Here is a 14019-nt window from a genome sequence, read left to right on the forward strand (position 1 = left end):
GTAGTGTTGTTGATTATGAAAGCTACAGTACCCATCGGAACGACCGCTGCAATTCCGCCACTGCATTGCAGGGATACCAGCGGCCGTGGGCCAGGATGAGCCGCTCCGGCTGCCACGCGATCATCTGCTTCACCGCGGCGCGAAGCTCGTCGCGCCGCTTGGCAAACGTCGGCTTGAGATCAGATGGCGTCATGCCGTCGGGATCGATCACGCCGCCGACGCGAAACAGCCATCGGTAGAAGCGCGAGGCCACACGCTCTTTCTCGAAGTTTTCGATCATGTCGGTAAGCAGCAGCGTGCGCGAGGGGCGGTGGAAGAAATCCGCTTCCATCAGGCGCGAGCCTTCGACAATCACCTGATCGAGAACGCCATTCCATGCCGGCGGCGGCTCATCGTTGAGCACGGTATGCGGCGGCACGCGGTCCTTTGCGCCGGGATCGAGGCGCGACACCGCCCACACCTGCGCGTCCGGGAAGCGTTGCTTCCATTCACCCACCCACCAGTAATGCAGGGTGTTGGGCGCCACCAGATGGCGGACCGGCCCGATGCGCGTGATCTGGCTCACGAGCTCATCCGTCAACGCAACAGGCGAGTGAATCCACACCTCGCCCGCGGGTAGGCGGACCACGGTCATCCGGGTCGGAAACGGAATCCGCAGGAAGAAATAGCGAAAGTGGATCTCCGGTCCGTCCACGATCCAGACATCATCGGCGACGCACTTGAGCTGCCCGAGCGGTTCATAGAGTTGATAGGCGGGTGCCGTCATGTGTCGCCTCTTAATTGCAATGCGCTCCTATCCACGCGCGAGGGGCAGGAGGGCGCGGATCGACGGCCAGCGCAGAAACAAGCCGCCCCAGACGAACAGCGCGATGTAAACGCCGAACAGCATGTGCGAGACCAGCGGCCTATGATGCTGCAGGTTCACCGCGATCGCCCCGCCGAGATAGCCGGTGATGAGGATGGCGCCGAGCGCCGCCGTGGGCGGGAAGGCGTAAAAAATTGTCGCCACCAGCAGGATCACACCCAGGACCCACACCTGGTCCGCGTCGAAGCCGAGCTGGGCGCTGGCTTCCAGCGCCACCTGCGCGCCGGCGAGTTTCATGCCGGCATCCATCAACAGGAACAGGATCGCCAGCACCGAAAGCGCCCAGCCGCCATACGTCATCATGCGTTCACTTGTCACAAATCGCCTCCCAGCCTCGTCAATGAACTAATCCAGCCATCGGCCGCCCGTTCCAACGTAACAGACCGATGGTCTGTGCACAGCTTGTCTATGACAGACTATTGGTCTGTTGTCAGCCGGAACGATTATCGGCTAACGATGTTTTTCAGACCGATGGTCTGTTGAGGCCCAAGCTGGGCTCAAGCGAGGTCCAGAGTTCCACGGCGAGGGAGGTTTCCCATGCAGCTGATGTCGGAAGAACGCGTCACCAGCCTCGATCCGGTGTTCGGCCCGATGGGCATCGAAGCCGGCAAGGCGATCTGGAGCGACACAGCGCTCACCATGCGCGAGAAGGCCATTCTCCTCATAACCGCGGATCTCTGCGTGCCCGAGCTCGGCCTGCCGTTCGAATTGCATGTCGGCATGGCGCTCGGCGCCGCCCGCATGCCGGTGGAGCATTTGCGCGAACTGCTGCGCCACATCGCGCCGGATGCCGGCATGAACATCGTCGCCATGGGCTTTGCGAAACTCACTGGCATCATCGCGGAGCAGGGGCTGCCCTCATCATCTGTCACGCCCGCGCGGGAGCGCGGCGCGCAGGACGGCGAGCAAGCAGGCGAGCAGGTCTATGATGACGCCACGCTGGCCGAGCTTCACCAGTTCGATCCGCAATTTGCCGACGATGTGGACCGCATCAGCCGCGCGCTGTGGCATCGGCCGGGTCTGTCGCGGCGGGAGCGCTGCCTTGCGACCTTCGCTGTCAATGTGGTGGGCGGCACGTTGGGTGCGCCGTTTGCGGCCCATGTCGCGCTTTGTCGCGATGCAGGTCTGACCAAAACTGAACTTCACGCCGCGCTGCGCGCGCTGGCGGAGTTTTCCATTCCGAAAGCGTGGCAGGCGCTGATCGCGCTGCACGAACTGTGGCCGCAGCGCCGCGCGACACCAACAAACGGAGAGAGCTGATGGACACCAAGAGCCCCGTTCAAAGAACTCCCGCCCATATCACCACTACGGCCAAGGTCGAGGTCGCGAAGTATCAGCGCGAGGTGCTCGACCGCGGCGAGGACAGTTCGATGACGGTGGCGGCCACGCATCTTGAAGAGCATTTCACCGGCGGTCTCGTCGGCATCGGCCTGGCCGCGCATCTGCGCATCGAGCGTGATGACGGCACCGGCATGCTGACATGCTATGAGCGCATCACCGGATCGCTCGACGGCCGCCACGGGTCGTTCCTGCTGCGCGCGTCCGGCTTCACCGACCGGCATCATGTTGTGCACGGGCGGTGGGAGGTGATCGAAGGCTCCGCCACCGGCGAGCTCGCCGGGCTGCGCGGCTATGCGGCGTTTTCCGCGGTGCCCGACAAGCAGGCCAAGACCGGATGGGTGGCGGACACCGCGCTGACCTACTGGTTCGATGCGTAAAGCTGCAGCGCCGCGGGGCAACCGCGCCCACACGCTGCGCGTTATCGGACATCACGGAGTGCACCTGAAAGGAGCGGACCGATGACCTGGAAAACAGCTCTGGTGGCGCTGCTGTCATCACTCGCCTTCTTTGGATTGGCCGTGCTCGGCGCGGGCGGCTGGAACGATATCGTTTCCAAGCCGCCGCTGGTCGCCGTGCTGCTGATTGGTGCTGCGCTCGCCATCGCCGGCCTATTCACCCAAGGCAATCTGGACACCGGCGTGAAAGAAGACCGCGGTAACCGCTGGGTGCTGCGGGCGTTCGGCATCCTCGGCCTGCTGATGGCATGGCTGCCGGCGTATACGGACCGGATGAACATCGCCACCATCGGCGGCGACACCGTGCGCTGGATCGGCGTCGCGCTGTTTGCGGTGGGCGGCGTGCTGCGCGTCTGGCCGGTGTTTACGCTGGGCAAGCGCTTCAGCGGGCTGGTGGCGATCCAGCAAGGTCATCAACTGGTGACAACCGGGCCTTATGCCATCGTGCGCCACCCGAGCTATCTCGGCATGCTGCTGTTTGTGCTCGGCTGGGGGCTGGCGTTTCGTTCGCTCGCGGGTGTGGCGCTCGCCGTGCTCATGGTCGTGCCGCTGATGGCGCGCATCCGCGCGGAGGAGGCGATGCTGTCGAAGGAATTCGGCGCGGCGTATGAGAGCTATCGCGCGCGCACGTCGCGGCTTGTGCCGGGCGTCTATTAACGCGTTGTCTTCCGCGAAGGTCTCTTCCCTGTCGATGCCGTCTTGCGCGGCCCCATCGCCTTCGGTGTCGCCGCTTTCGCTTTTCCATCGAGCGGATTGAGAGCCACGATAAAGCGGCGGGCGAAATCCGGCGGGCCGATCCGGAACGCATCGTCGGGCAGGCCGAGCAGGCGGCTCATGGTCAGCGCATGGAGCTTCAAGTTGTTCGAAAGCTCCGCGATCGCCGCCTCGCGCGCGTCAATGGTCTTCGCCGCCATGCCGCGCCAGGTCGCGTCCCGGGTCGAGGCGGCATGGAGCAGCATGGTGTCGGCGACGCCCTCGGCGTTGAAGGTGTCGAACACGCCTTGGGCTATGCCGTCCTCGATCACAGCGGTGACCACCGGCCGCATCCGCGCCGACCACGCCTCGACGACGCCCTGATAAAGCATGTTGCTTTCGGGCCGCAGCAGCGCGCCGAACACCGAGCGTGTCAGTTCGACATTGGCGAGGCGAAACTCCGCGCCGCGGTTCATGATGTTCTGCAGGCGCGTGCGCGGATCGACGCCTTCCTCCTCGACCACGGGGCGCAGCGCCTCGTACATCCCCTCGGTCACGCGCGCGAACAGCGCCACCAGCAGCGCCTCCTTGGAGGGGAAGTGATGGTAGAACATGCCCTTCGACAGGCCCGCGGTGGCGATGACGTCGTTGAGGGAGGTGTTGTCGTAGCCGCGTTTCAGGAAAATCGTGAAGGCCTGGTCCAGGATCTCAGCCCGGCGGATGTCGCGATGCTTGACGATGCGCGGCATTTAACGGGGGATTCCTTTCGTGGGCATGGGGCTCGGGCGAGTTGGACCGGTGGTCGGTCGGGTAGGGTATTAACTGGGCGAGAGCTTGCCTCACGTCTTGGCTACGGACAATTGGCATGTCAAAGTTAGTAAATGGATTATCGGCATATCTGCACCGCAAGCATGGTCGCGCATCACGACCTATTGGCAGTTCATGAAGCTCTCGAAGCAGAGTCTTCTTCCATGAGTACCTCTCTTATCTTGATACGCCATTTAATCCTAGAACTTGCAAATATCGCTGACTTGGCAACCATTTCCTCGGCGCTCTACAAGAATCATCCGGATTTAAGTGAGTTGCACAAACCGATCCGGAAGGCGCTAGAATTCTTCAAATATCTACGAAACGTCTATGTCGGCCATTTTGTGCCTGACTTGACTGACAAGACCTTCGAATGGATACCTCACGCAAATTTGGTGCTCGGCAGCACGGAGCCAGACAAGCAGCTCGTTGTCAGCTGGTTTGCGCTCGAGACTGCTATCAATACGTATTCTGACACCGAAAGCGGGCATAAGATCTTCGATTCGGAGACTGACCTAAACTATCCGCCTGATCGTATCCGGTTCCTCGACTTTCTTGGAAATACTGTACTGGGAGCCAGTAGCTATGTTGCACGACTAATTCCAGTAACGCGGTCGTACGTCGTTGTTCCTGATCTTGCGGAAGACCTGATCCAACTATCGGTCACGGCGGGTCGAACCGATTTCTCTGTTTTGAGAAAAGGCAAGCGTTGATCTAGCCTTGGTCTATTTTGCATTCTAGCCAGTCTCCGCAAGCCGATTGTTCACAGCTTTAAAAATCGCTTCCGCTCGCTCAAGCGTGCGCATTACTGCGGGTTCGTCGCCACTGAGAAGCTCCGGGTGACGTATGAGCCAGTCTGCTGGTGAGTAATGATTGAACTCAGGTGTGTCAGGAGGCAAAAGTTTGCACGCATTCTCTGTTTTCTTGAGAAGGCGGCTTGTTCCCGTAGCAGCTTCATCAAGTTTAGCTGTCGTAAGTGCGGTCTCCTGGATCAGTCCAAGTGCTGCGTTTACGATTTGGAGATAGAGCTCCTGATCAAAGATATCTTCTACGTCGGCTTCTTCAAGGCCAAGTAAATCGGCGAACGTCATCAATCGATCTGAGCTGAGCAGATTTGACTGGCGCAATAGTTCTAACTTCTTCCGGTCGCCTTTAGCCGAGTCGGTAAGTGCCGCGATATTGAGCTTTGCGCCTGAAAAGAGTGATACGAACGATTGAATTTTGTCTATGCCTCCTGCAGGACATATCGACCATCGTTGGTCTATGGACGAACGGTTACGGCGCTTCAGCTCTGCTGATAAGGCATGTAGATACAAAACATCGCCGGGACCTTCGACGAGCAGGGTGTTACTTCCGACGAATAAAGATTGAGTGATATTGTACCCGAGTGCACCTTGCAGAGGAAATAGTGAGTCTGGATCAACAACCAGAGCTTCCTGCGAAACTTTCGTTCCGCCTGTGGTCCACATTCCCGGCCTTGTTTGTTTGATTTTGTCTTCGACAATCCTGCATTTATCTAACTGATCAGCTGGCACCATGAAAGGCGAGTGGGTTGAAAAGATCAATTGATGATGCGGCAGCAGTTTGTCGGAAAAATATCGTAGTAAATCTTCCTGCGCTTTGCCGTGTAGCGTTAATCCTGGCTCGTCTAATAGTAGTACGAGATTGGTGCCTGCTTTTCGCACCTGCGCGAACTTTACTAGAAAAGAGAAAAACCAGATAAAGCCAGCGCTGCGTTCTGAGAATGGTACGCTCACTCTGTGAAGAGTGTTGCGAACGCGACTTCGCGCGATCGTTCCAGTGTTAAAGGGGGCGAGGTCGCCCGTTTCTGCTTTTGTAACGCGGACTTCGATCTCGAGAAAAGGATTCTGTGTCCAATATTCACGAAGCTGGTCTGTAATGCTATTTGAGGCTGCTTCGCATCGAGCATTCAGCGACTCGTATGTCGTCGCCGTAGTCATCTCCTGTATGGAAGTGCCGGCGAATTCAAGAAAGTCGAGAAAAACCTATTCGCCGCTTTCGAGCTTTGGCCCTTGTGACTTTCGATGCTCCAAATTATCGACACGGATTTGACCAACCATCCTGTCGTAATGCGAAAAATACATAAAGTGCGGAAGTTTGGATTTTAATAAGCTTTCGATAAAGCCGCGTGCATTCTTTCCTGGATACTTTTTTATCCGGTCGAGGAGGCGCTGTTGGCGATCACTTTTTTCCTTTGTGTCCTCCAGCGCTTTGCGGAGTTGGTCGGATGATATCGCAGTGCCTAGATTCTTTCTCTCAGTCGCGTTGATTTTCTCGTCGTCAAGAAGATGCTTAACAATAGCTGCGTAATCGAGATTTAGTGACCATTCTGGCTCGGAGGCCTCGTATCGCCGGAGAATTTTGACTTCGTTTGTTGCGAGCGCTTCAGAGCCGAACTCCTCGGCAATTACATTGCGGTCTTCTTGGGAGATTTCCCAGATTGTCGTTATTACAACGGCTTCTCCGTCCTGATGCCGAGATGAATAATCCTGCAGATATCGGCGTGGATAATCAGTTTCCTTATCGAAAGTTCGTGGCGTGCTTGGGTGGGGGTTGAGGCCTGTAAGCGCTTGAAGGATTGCCGTTTTGCCGGCTTCGTTCTTCCCAACTAAGCAAACTAGGTTGTCTGCTTCTACGATTCCCGAGTCCTCTACGCTGCGGTAGTTCGTCACGTGAAACGACTTTAGACGCATTTTTTCCCCCGAACATTTTCGCCACCTTAAGTCGAGTGCTTTGGCACGCGCAACTGATACTTTGGAGGCGAAAGAACGGGGGTCGGTAGCGTAAAATAGAAACCAGATAGGCGGTTGCCGATCCGGTTTTCTTCATTCAGTTTTTTGTCACTTAAGTGTGTCCCTCACTCCACTGCCGCATAAACGAGGCTCCGCACCAGGGTGCGGAAATATTCGCGCTGGCCGGGGCCTTGCGACATGAAGATGGCGAACAGGTCTTCCTTCGGATCGATCCAGAAGAAGGTGCCCGCCATGCCGCTCCAGAAATATTGTCCGACAGAGCCCGCGAACGGCGCCATGCCTTCATCGGTGCGCACCGCAAAGCCCAGCCCAAAGCCGTGGCCCGCGGGCACGAGGTGGGTTTCCACCTTCACGCTCGATGCAAGATGGTTCGACGCCATGAAGGTGAGCGTCTTGTGGCCGATGAGGCGGTTGCCGTCGAGGGTGCCGCCGTTGAGCAGCATCTGGCAGAAGCGCGCATAGTCCATGGTGGTGGAAACAAGACCGCCGCCGCCGGATTCCATCTTTGGCACTTCCAGCGGATCGATCAGCGCGACCTTGTCGCCGGTCCATGGATCGGTGGGAAAGGGTTGCGCGATGCGCGCCTTGTTGGCCTGCGCGGTGGAGAAGCCGGTCTCGTTCATCTGCAGCGGATTGAGAATGCGCTGCTTCAAGAACTCGCCCAGGGTCTGGCCCGAGATCACCTCGATGACGCGGCCGAGAATGTCGGTGGAGCGGCTGTAATTCCATTCCGTGCCGGGCTGCGCCATCAACGGCAGTTTGGCGACGAGGCGCGCGTGCTCTTCATTGGTGATGTCGCGCTTGCGCAGATCCGATTTCGCATACATCCGCTGCACCATGCCCTGGCCGGTGATCTCGTAAGAGAGGCCGGAGGTGTGGCGCAGCAGGTCCTGAATGGTGATGGGGCGCACGGGCAGCGCATAGTCCATCGCGCCGTTGCGCTCGATGCCGACCCGCACGTCCGCGAACTCCGGAATGAACTTCGACAGCGGATCGTTCAGCAGCAGATGGCCGTCTTCCACCAGCATCATGATGCCCAGCGACACCAGCGGCTTGGTCATCGAATAGATGCGGAAAATGGTGTCGCGCGACATCGCGGCCGCGTCGCCCGGGCCCTGCTTGCCCTGCGCCTCGAACCAACCGATCTGGCCGCGCCTTGCCACCAGCGTCACCACGCCGGGGGTGGTGCCCTTGTCGATCTCGCGCTGGAACGCCTCGCTCATCTTCTTCAGGCGCGGCAGCGACAGCCCGATAGAGTCAGGTGCTGCGGAGGGCAAAGCCGGCGTCGAATTGGCAGCAGATGGCGTGGCGTGGACGTTCATGGGGCCTCCGAATTTCTTGTTTCGCTGCAGAGCCGGACATGGTTGAACCGGCGCGTCGGGCGGCAGATTGGAACAAAAAATCTGCCTTGAACAGGGCGAGATCGCGAAGGGTGATCGTGCATTTCGTCATGATGGATATGACAGGTAAGACGGACAGGTTGATGAGCGAGATAAGCGCTGAAGAACTCCAAAAAGACGGTTGGACCATCTTCGATGACGACGGTTTCCTGAGCTTGGTGGGTCCGCTCTGGCAGCGCAAGAGCGGCGAGACCCATCAATACGCCATCGCTTCCGGGCCCAAGCACAAGAACCGGCGCGGCTTTGTGCAGGGCGGCCTTCTGATGACGCTGGCGGACCGTTCGCTCGGCATGGCGGCGCGCGAGGGCAGCGGCGCCAGCGCCGTGGTGACGATCCAGATGGACACGCAGTTCATCGATGCCGCCAAGATCGGCGAACTTTTGATTTCCACGCCGCACATGGTGCGCTCGACGCGCACGCTGGTCTTCCTCAACACCGAGATCACCGCCAACGGCCGCTGTGTCGCCATGGCCAGCGGCGTGTTCAAGATCATGAAGGGGGAAGGGTAACTTCCAATCCCTGTTGGCCATCTCGGATTGCGACGGCGCAGTTCCGCGAATAAGCTCAACGCGCCGTTGGGGCGCATGAAGTGATTTGGGCTGAGATCCGTGGATACGAGTATCCCTGATTTTATTGAGATGGTTGTGACGCTGTTTGCAGCCGCGACGACTCGTTACATTCTTGAGGATGACCGGCTTGTCATCCGGCGTGGCGGCTTCATCTCAATGGAAATTCCATACCGCGATGTGGATCTGATTGAATATATAGACGACAAGCCTCAGTTCTTCGGCCCGGAACGCCTGTACCGGCTTGCTTTTCCTTTAAGGAATATCTTGCGTATCCAAATAAGAAAGAAGAGCAGTTTTCATTACGTCCTTATCAACCCGCGTGATCCCGACTACCTCATCAAGACTTGGTACTGGGCCAGGTATCCCGCCGAGGCGCGGGCTCAAGCAGCGCAACCTCCATTGCCGAGCGCCCCGCGATTGGTTTGAGCCAATCTCGCTCTGCGGAACTGAAACGCCGCGTGTGCGTCATTGGTTCGCGGTGCCTGTCAGATGCAGCCCGGCGCTCCATGCGGTAGAATGAAAGACATTTAAGACTTTAAGGAGTTTGTCGCGACCGGCCATTGTTCGATCAGCTTATTTGGGAGGAACGCATGCGTACGCTTGTTCGTGGTTCGTCGTCCCTGCTCGTCGGAATTGCCATTCCCGCTTTGCTTCACACTTTGGATGTTCACGCCCAGGAGCTTTTAAAGGACCAGCTCGCCCACCGCGCCATCGAGCGCCGCGCCGTGGAGGCGATGATCTGGGGCATGCCCGCGGTGAACGCGGACCTCATGCTGCAGACCATGCTCAACACCACCAACGCCAAGGTCAACGAGATCATCTTCTGGTCACGGCCGGTGAACTGGAAGAACCAGACGCTGACGCCCAATCCCGACGCGATCTACTTCATGTCGTTCTGGAACGTGAAGGATGGTCCCGTCGTGATCGAGGTTCCGGCGGCGCAGGGCGGCTCGATTGCGGGCAACATCGTCGATGCATGGCAGATGCCGCTGGAAGACGCCGGGCCTGACGGCGCCGACAAAGGCAAGGGCGGCAAGTACGTGATCCTGCCGCCGGGTTACAGCGGCAAGGTGCCGGAAGGGACCATTCCGCTGCGCTCGGAAACCAACAGCGGCTTCGCGCTGCTGCGTTCCAATCTCGCCAGCCATAGTAACGCCGATATCGCGAAGTCCGTCGCCTATGGCAAGCAGATCAAAGTCTATCCACTGTCGCAGGCCGCCAAGCCGCCACCGACGAAGTTCACCGACGTCTATGACGCGCTGTTCGATTCCACCATCAAGTACGACGGCAGTTTCTATCGCAGTCTCGCCCGTGTGGTGCAGAACGAGCCGTGGCTGCAGCGCGACCGCGCGATGATTGATCCGCTGCGCACCATCGGCATCGAGAAGGGCAGGCCGTTCAACCCCGATGACAGGACGCTGGCGGTTCTGGATAGCGCGGCGCGCGAGGCGCATGCGGAGTTGTCGGCGCGCTATGACGAAGGCTTTCCGGTGATCAATCCCGGCATCCGGTGGTTTCCCGCCGCCATGCCGGAGATGGTAAAGGCTGCATCGACCGCCTATGCGGACCCGGACACCTATCCGGTGGATGCGCGCGGCGTCAGCTACACATTGGGCTTCACCGGCATCAAGCGGATCGGCACCGCGCAATTCTATCTGATGACGAGCAAGGACAAGGACGGCGACGCCTTCGACGGCGGCAAGCTCTATCGGCTCACCGTGCCCGCGAAGGCGCCGGTGAAGCAGTACTGGTCAGTCACGGTGTATGATCGCGAGACCCATGCGCTGGTGCCGAACATGGATCGCGCCAGTGTCGCCTCCACCAGTACCGGCGTGCAGACAAATGCCGATGGATCAATGGATGTCTATTTCGGGCCGGAGGCGCCGGAAGGCAAGCAAGCCAACTGGGTGCCGACCGACGCCAATCGCAAATTCGAACTGCTGTTCCGTCTCTATGGGCCGGAGAAGCCGCTGTTCGAAAAGACGTGGAAATTGCCTGACGTGGAGAAAGTCGCAACGAAGTAAATCACATCATCATATGTCCTCGGAGAGAGTGCCATGACCAGTGCCGCAAGAGTGCTTTTGTCTGCCGGCCTCGCCGGACTGTTCGCCTCCGTCAGCTCATTGTCGCTCGCGCAGACATCGATCGCGCCGTCACCCGGCTGGGACCGCGCGTTGCCGCCGGGGCCGGACACGCGGGTGAAGATCACCGAGGAATACGCCAAGCTCGTCGCACGGGATGCATATTTCTGGACCTGGCCGATGGTGAACATCTACAACCGCCGGCTCGCCTTTTCGCAGGTGAAGGATTTCGTCATGGCAGGTCCGGTGCCGAGCGCGCCGCTCAATCGCGTGGCGATGCTGACGGATTATGTGAATCCGGATCAGCGGCTGGTGGCGTGTCCCAATCAGGATGTGGTCTACGGCGCGGGCGCGCTGGCGCTGGATCTGTCACCGGTGGTGATCCAGGTGCCGGATTTCGGCGACCGCTTCTGGGTCTACCAGATCGTCAACACGCGCACCGACAGCGTGGTGGAGCTCGGCAAGATGTACGGCACCACTCCGGGCTTCTACATGCTCGCTGGGCCGAACTGGAACGGCGAGGTGCCGAGGGGCATCACCAAAGTGTTCCGCTCGGCGTCCAACACCAATTTCGCCGCGCCGCGCATCTTCCTGGACGACACGCCGGAGGACAAGCGCGCCATTCAGGAGGTAGTGAACCAGGTGATGATCTATCCGGTGGCGGAATTCGACGGCGGCATGAAGCGTTACGACTGGAGCAAGATCCCCACGGTTGCCGGAACAGCGCAAGGCGAAGGTGAGACGAAGTGGGTGTTCCCGGACAAGATCTTCGATCAGCTTCCCGCTGTGTTCGCGGATACGCCGCCGCTGCCGGGCGAGGAGGCGCGCTATGCGCAGGTGCTGGCGGTGATCGAGGCGGCGAAGACAAATCCCGAGCTCAAAGCCGCGATGATCAAGGCGGCGGCGGAAGCAGAGGAGCAACTGGTGACGCCGCTGTTTCAATTCCGGAATTACGGCGAGCAGTTGCCGCACAACTGGAGCACCATCTCCAACGAAGCGGCGTTCGGCACCGATTACTTCACGCGCACGGCGGTGGCGAAATCCAACATCCTCGTCAACGCGCCGAACGAGACGAAGTACTATTATCAGGACTTCGATGCCGACCGCGTGCGGCTCAACGGCGCGAACCGCTACACCGTCACCTTCGCGAAGGACCAGACGCCGCCGGTCAACGGCTTCTGGTCGCTGACGCTTTATAACGAGCATCATTTTTTCGCGAAGAACGAGCTGACGCGCTATTCGCTCGGGACCAAGAACAAGACGCTGAAATACAATCCCGATGGTTCGCTCACCATTTATGTGCAGGCCGATCCGCCGTCCGAGGCCCAGCGCAGCAACTGGCTGCCGGCGCCGAAGGCCGACTTCTCGCTGTTCGGCCGCGCCTATTGGCCGAAGGTCGCAGTGATGGACGGCTCATGGACACCGCCGCCGGTGGTGCGCACCAACGTCGCGACCGGAGAGGCGAAGTAGAGCTTTAAGGTGCGAAAGTTTGGCCGTGGTTTCCCGTGCGCGCGGTGACCTGCCGCCAGACCCATAGTGCGAGCAGCACGATCAGCGATCCGGCCACCGCGGAGACAATGTCGCGCAGCGAGATCGAGATCGTGTTGAGGTAGGGCAGCCAGTCGAACATGCGGAACAGGAAGCCGCCGATCAACGCGCCGACAAGACCGAGGCCGAGATTGGGCCACAGTCCGAAGCCGCCGCGTTTCCAGGTAATCAGGCGTCCGGCGAGGCTTCCGCCGATCAGCCCGACCACGACCCAGACGAACAGTTGTGATGTGGTTGGCATGGTCGCTCTCATCTCGTTGAAAGGCAGCAGTGCTGCCGGGAGTTACGATGATCAATTTTGAATTAATCCGAGACCAAGGCATCCTTATTCTGTCACCGGATGGGCCGCTCGAAAAGGCGGACTTTGACCGGCTGGTGTCGGAGATCGACCCCTTCATTGCCGCGAACGGCAGGCTCAACGGCCTGATGATCGTCGCCGGGGCCTTTCCAGGGTGGGACAGCTTCGGGGCACTCGTCTCACATCTGCGGTTTGTGAAGGACCATCACCGGAAGGTGGCGCGGGTGGCTGCCGTCACCGACAGCGAAGTCCTCAAGATCATGCCGCACATCGCCCGGCACTTCGTGGCGGCAGAGATCCGGCAGTTTGCTTTCGATGAAAAGGCCGAAGCGCTGGCCTGGTTGGAAGCGAGCCACACTGCCGCGTGATGGCGCGTCAGTGGTGCATGCGCGGATACATGGCGATCACCGCGACCGCGAAGGGCACCACGATGGCGATGACCACATAAATACGGAAGAGCGTGTTCTGACTCATGGGAACAGGCTAGATGACGCGCGTTCCATATTACAGCAGCATCACTGACCCAATCCGATGGAGGCAAGAACGGCAAGGAAACGCAATCGCGCTCCATCTTGATTTAGGTCAAGTCCGAACCGGGTGAGGAGCAAATGCTCTTCTCGGGTGCCGGCCCAAGCGCGCATCCCGGTTCACTGCCCGGCACCCCAATTAACGGAGGAATGCCATGCTTCGATACATAATGGTTGCCGTTGCAGCGCTCGTCCTCATCACCGTCAGTCTCATTCCTGACGATGCGTTTGCCCGGCGTGGCGGCGGCGGCGGGGGATTCCGCGGCGGTGGAGGATTCCATGGCGGCGGCATGCGCGCCGGTGGTTTCCACGGCGGTGCGCGAGGGTATGCGGGACGCGGATATAGAGGCGGCGTGGGACGCTATGGCGTCGCCGGTCGCGGCTACGGGTATCGGCCTGTTCAGGGTCGCCCGGTCGCACGCGCAGCTGTCCGGCGTGGCGCCTATCGAAACGCCGGCTATTACGGTGGCCGTTATTATCGTGGCGCAGGGTGGGGCGCCGCAGCCGGTGCGGCGGCGGTCGGTGCAGCGGCAGCAGGGGCCTACGGTTATTACAATCAAGGTGGCTGCTATACCAACAGCTACGGCTCCTGGGTTTGCCCGGGCCAGTATGGCTACGGGTATTAAAGCGGTTAGCTGCAGGGAGGTCGGCTGAGCGCGCG

At 59.6% G+C, this 14019-nt stretch carries 17 protein-coding genes; 10 read left to right on the forward strand and 7 right to left on the reverse strand.

Features of this window, described 5'->3' with window-relative positions:
• Positions 1–22: 22 nt before the first annotated feature.
• Positions 23–766 (reverse strand): DUF4336 domain-containing protein, encoded by a 744-nt coding sequence (locus ACP0KA_RS18400; protein WP_424630170.1) that lies wholly within the window; start codon positions 764–766, stop codon positions 23–25.
• Positions 767–793: 27 nt separating this feature from the next.
• On the reverse strand, positions 794–1183 hold the full coding sequence (locus ACP0KA_RS18405) for a DoxX family protein (protein WP_424630171.1): 390 nt from the start codon (positions 1181–1183) through the stop codon (positions 794–796).
• Between the two features lie 219 nt (positions 1184–1402).
• On the opposite strand from ACP0KA_RS18405, the gene ACP0KA_RS18410 reads away from it, so the two are divergent.
• The 3 genes from ACP0KA_RS18410 to ACP0KA_RS18420 all read left to right on the forward strand — a co-directional run bounded on the left by ACP0KA_RS18410 (position 1403) and on the right by ACP0KA_RS18420 (position 3318).
• Complete coding sequence (locus tag ACP0KA_RS18410) at positions 1403–2125, forward strand: carboxymuconolactone decarboxylase family protein (RefSeq protein ID WP_424630172.1); 723 nt, start codon at positions 1403–1405, stop codon at positions 2123–2125.
• Entirely contained in the window at positions 2125–2583 is a 459-nt protein-coding gene (locus tag ACP0KA_RS18415; RefSeq protein ID WP_424630173.1) for a DUF3224 domain-containing protein, read from the forward strand. The genes ACP0KA_RS18410 and ACP0KA_RS18415 overlap by 1 nt, the downstream gene beginning before the upstream one ends.
• Positions 2584–2664: 81 nt before the next feature.
• Positions 2665–3318, forward strand: coding sequence for a methyltransferase family protein (locus ACP0KA_RS18420; RefSeq protein ID WP_424630174.1), 654 nt, complete (start codon positions 2665–2667; stop codon positions 3316–3318).
• On the opposite strand, the gene ACP0KA_RS18425 is transcribed toward ACP0KA_RS18420, so the two are convergent.
• Positions 3315–4103, reverse strand: coding sequence for a TetR/AcrR family transcriptional regulator (locus tag ACP0KA_RS18425; RefSeq protein WP_424630175.1), 789 nt, complete (start codon positions 4101–4103; stop codon positions 3315–3317). The genes ACP0KA_RS18420 and ACP0KA_RS18425 overlap by 4 nt on opposite strands.
• A 132-nt stretch (positions 4104–4235) precedes the next feature.
• On the opposite strand from ACP0KA_RS18425, the gene ACP0KA_RS18430 reads away from it, so the two are divergent.
• Positions 4236–4874, forward strand: coding sequence for a hypothetical protein (locus ACP0KA_RS18430; RefSeq protein WP_424630176.1), 639 nt, complete (start codon positions 4236–4238; stop codon positions 4872–4874).
• A 24-nt stretch (positions 4875–4898) separates the two neighbouring features.
• Here ACP0KA_RS18430 and ACP0KA_RS18435 read toward each other — a convergent pair whose 3' ends face one another.
• The 3 genes from ACP0KA_RS18435 to ACP0KA_RS18445 all read right to left on the reverse strand — a co-directional run bounded on the left by ACP0KA_RS18435 (position 4899) and on the right by ACP0KA_RS18445 (position 8257).
• Entirely contained in the window at positions 4899–6122 is a 1224-nt protein-coding gene (locus ACP0KA_RS18435) for an ATP-dependent nuclease (RefSeq protein WP_424630177.1), read from the reverse strand.
• A gap of 45 nt (positions 6123–6167) precedes the next feature.
• Entirely contained in the window at positions 6168–6875 is a 708-nt protein-coding gene (locus ACP0KA_RS18440) for an AAA family ATPase (protein WP_424630178.1), read from the reverse strand.
• Positions 6876–7039: 164 nt separating this feature from the next.
• Positions 7040–8257, reverse strand: a complete 1218-nt coding sequence (locus tag ACP0KA_RS18445) for a serine hydrolase domain-containing protein (RefSeq protein ID WP_424630179.1) — start codon at positions 8255–8257, stop codon at positions 7040–7042.
• Positions 8258–8418: 161 nt separating this feature from the next.
• Here ACP0KA_RS18445 and ACP0KA_RS18450 point away from each other — a divergent pair, with 161 nt between their 5' ends.
• The 4 genes from ACP0KA_RS18450 (at position 8419) to ACP0KA_RS18465 (ending at position 12455) form a co-directional block, all read left to right on the forward strand.
• The gene (locus ACP0KA_RS18450; RefSeq protein ID WP_424630180.1) at positions 8419–8844 is read left to right on the forward strand and encodes a PaaI family thioesterase; all 426 of its coding nucleotides are present in this window, start codon (positions 8419–8421) and stop codon (positions 8842–8844) included.
• Positions 8845–8943: 99 nt separating this feature from the next.
• Positions 8944–9330 carry a PH domain-containing protein gene (locus ACP0KA_RS18455; protein ID WP_424630181.1) on the forward strand — a complete coding sequence of 129 codons (387 nt, stop codon included), beginning with the start codon at positions 8944–8946 and terminating at the stop codon, positions 9328–9330.
• 164 nt (positions 9331–9494) lie between these two features.
• Positions 9495–10928 (forward strand): DUF1254 domain-containing protein, encoded by a 1434-nt coding sequence (locus ACP0KA_RS18460; protein WP_424630182.1) that lies wholly within the window; start codon positions 9495–9497, stop codon positions 10926–10928.
• 33 nt (positions 10929–10961) lie between these two features.
• A complete protein-coding gene (locus tag ACP0KA_RS18465; protein WP_424630183.1) occupies positions 10962–12455 on the forward strand; it encodes a DUF1254 domain-containing protein in 1494 nt (497 codons plus the stop codon).
• Positions 12456–12459: 4 nt separating this feature from the next.
• On the opposite strand, the gene ACP0KA_RS18470 is transcribed toward ACP0KA_RS18465, so the two are convergent.
• Positions 12460–12774, reverse strand: a complete 315-nt coding sequence (locus ACP0KA_RS18470; protein WP_424630184.1) for a GlsB/YeaQ/YmgE family stress response membrane protein — start codon at positions 12772–12774, stop codon at positions 12460–12462.
• A 47-nt stretch (positions 12775–12821) separates the two neighbouring features.
• On the opposite strand from ACP0KA_RS18470, the gene ACP0KA_RS18475 reads away from it, so the two are divergent.
• Entirely contained in the window at positions 12822–13199 is a 378-nt protein-coding gene (locus ACP0KA_RS18475) for an STAS/SEC14 domain-containing protein (RefSeq protein WP_424630185.1), read from the forward strand.
• A gap of 314 nt (positions 13200–13513) precedes the next feature.
• Positions 13514–13984, forward strand: a complete 471-nt coding sequence (locus tag ACP0KA_RS18480) for a hypothetical protein (RefSeq protein ID WP_424630186.1) — start codon at positions 13514–13516, stop codon at positions 13982–13984.
• Positions 13985–14019 lie beyond the last annotated feature (35 nt).

The sequence above is a fragment of the Bradyrhizobium sp. SYSU BS000235 genome, from assembly GCF_049747295.1.
Classification (GTDB): domain Bacteria; phylum Pseudomonadota; class Alphaproteobacteria; order Rhizobiales; family Xanthobacteraceae; genus Afipia.

Excerpts from the sequence above, each read along its gene's own strand:
- ACP0KA_RS18415 (WP_424630173.1), top strand. The coding sequence starts at position 2,125 with ATGGACACCAAGAGCCCCGTTCAAAGAACTCCCGCCCATATCACCACT.
- ACP0KA_RS18410 (WP_424630172.1), top strand. The coding sequence starts at position 1,403 with ATGCAGCTGATGTCGGAAGAACGCGTCACCAGCCTCGATCCGGTGTTC.
- ACP0KA_RS18450 (WP_424630180.1), top strand. The coding sequence starts at position 8,419 with ATGAGCGAGATAAGCGCTGAAGAACTCCAAAAAGACGGTTGGACCATC.
- ACP0KA_RS18480 (WP_424630186.1), top strand. The coding sequence starts at position 13,514 with ATGCTTCGATACATAATGGTTGCCGTTGCAGCGCTCGTCCTCATCACC.
- ACP0KA_RS18400 (WP_424630170.1), bottom strand. The coding sequence starts at position 766 with ATGACGGCACCCGCCTATCAACTCTATGAACCGCTCGGGCAGCTCAAG.
- ACP0KA_RS18420 (WP_424630174.1), top strand. The coding sequence starts at position 2,665 with ATGACCTGGAAAACAGCTCTGGTGGCGCTGCTGTCATCACTCGCCTTC.
- ACP0KA_RS18460 (WP_424630182.1), top strand. The coding sequence starts at position 9,495 with ATGCGTACGCTTGTTCGTGGTTCGTCGTCCCTGCTCGTCGGAATTGCC.
- ACP0KA_RS18445 (WP_424630179.1), bottom strand. The coding sequence starts at position 8,257 with ATGAACGTCCACGCCACGCCATCTGCTGCCAATTCGACGCCGGCTTTG.
- ACP0KA_RS18475 (WP_424630185.1), top strand. The coding sequence starts at position 12,822 with ATGATCAATTTTGAATTAATCCGAGACCAAGGCATCCTTATTCTGTCA.
- ACP0KA_RS18440 (WP_424630178.1), bottom strand. The coding sequence starts at position 6,875 with ATGCGTCTAAAGTCGTTTCACGTGACGAACTACCGCAGCGTAGAGGAC.
- ACP0KA_RS18430 (WP_424630176.1), top strand. The coding sequence starts at position 4,236 with ATGGATTATCGGCATATCTGCACCGCAAGCATGGTCGCGCATCACGAC.
- ACP0KA_RS18470 (WP_424630184.1), bottom strand. The coding sequence starts at position 12,774 with ATGCCAACCACATCACAACTGTTCGTCTGGGTCGTGGTCGGGCTGATC.
- ACP0KA_RS18435 (WP_424630177.1), bottom strand. The coding sequence starts at position 6,122 with ATGACTACGGCGACGACATACGAGTCGCTGAATGCTCGATGCGAAGCA.
- ACP0KA_RS18465 (WP_424630183.1), top strand. The coding sequence starts at position 10,962 with ATGACCAGTGCCGCAAGAGTGCTTTTGTCTGCCGGCCTCGCCGGACTG.
- ACP0KA_RS18425 (WP_424630175.1), bottom strand. The coding sequence starts at position 4,103 with ATGCCGCGCATCGTCAAGCATCGCGACATCCGCCGGGCTGAGATCCTG.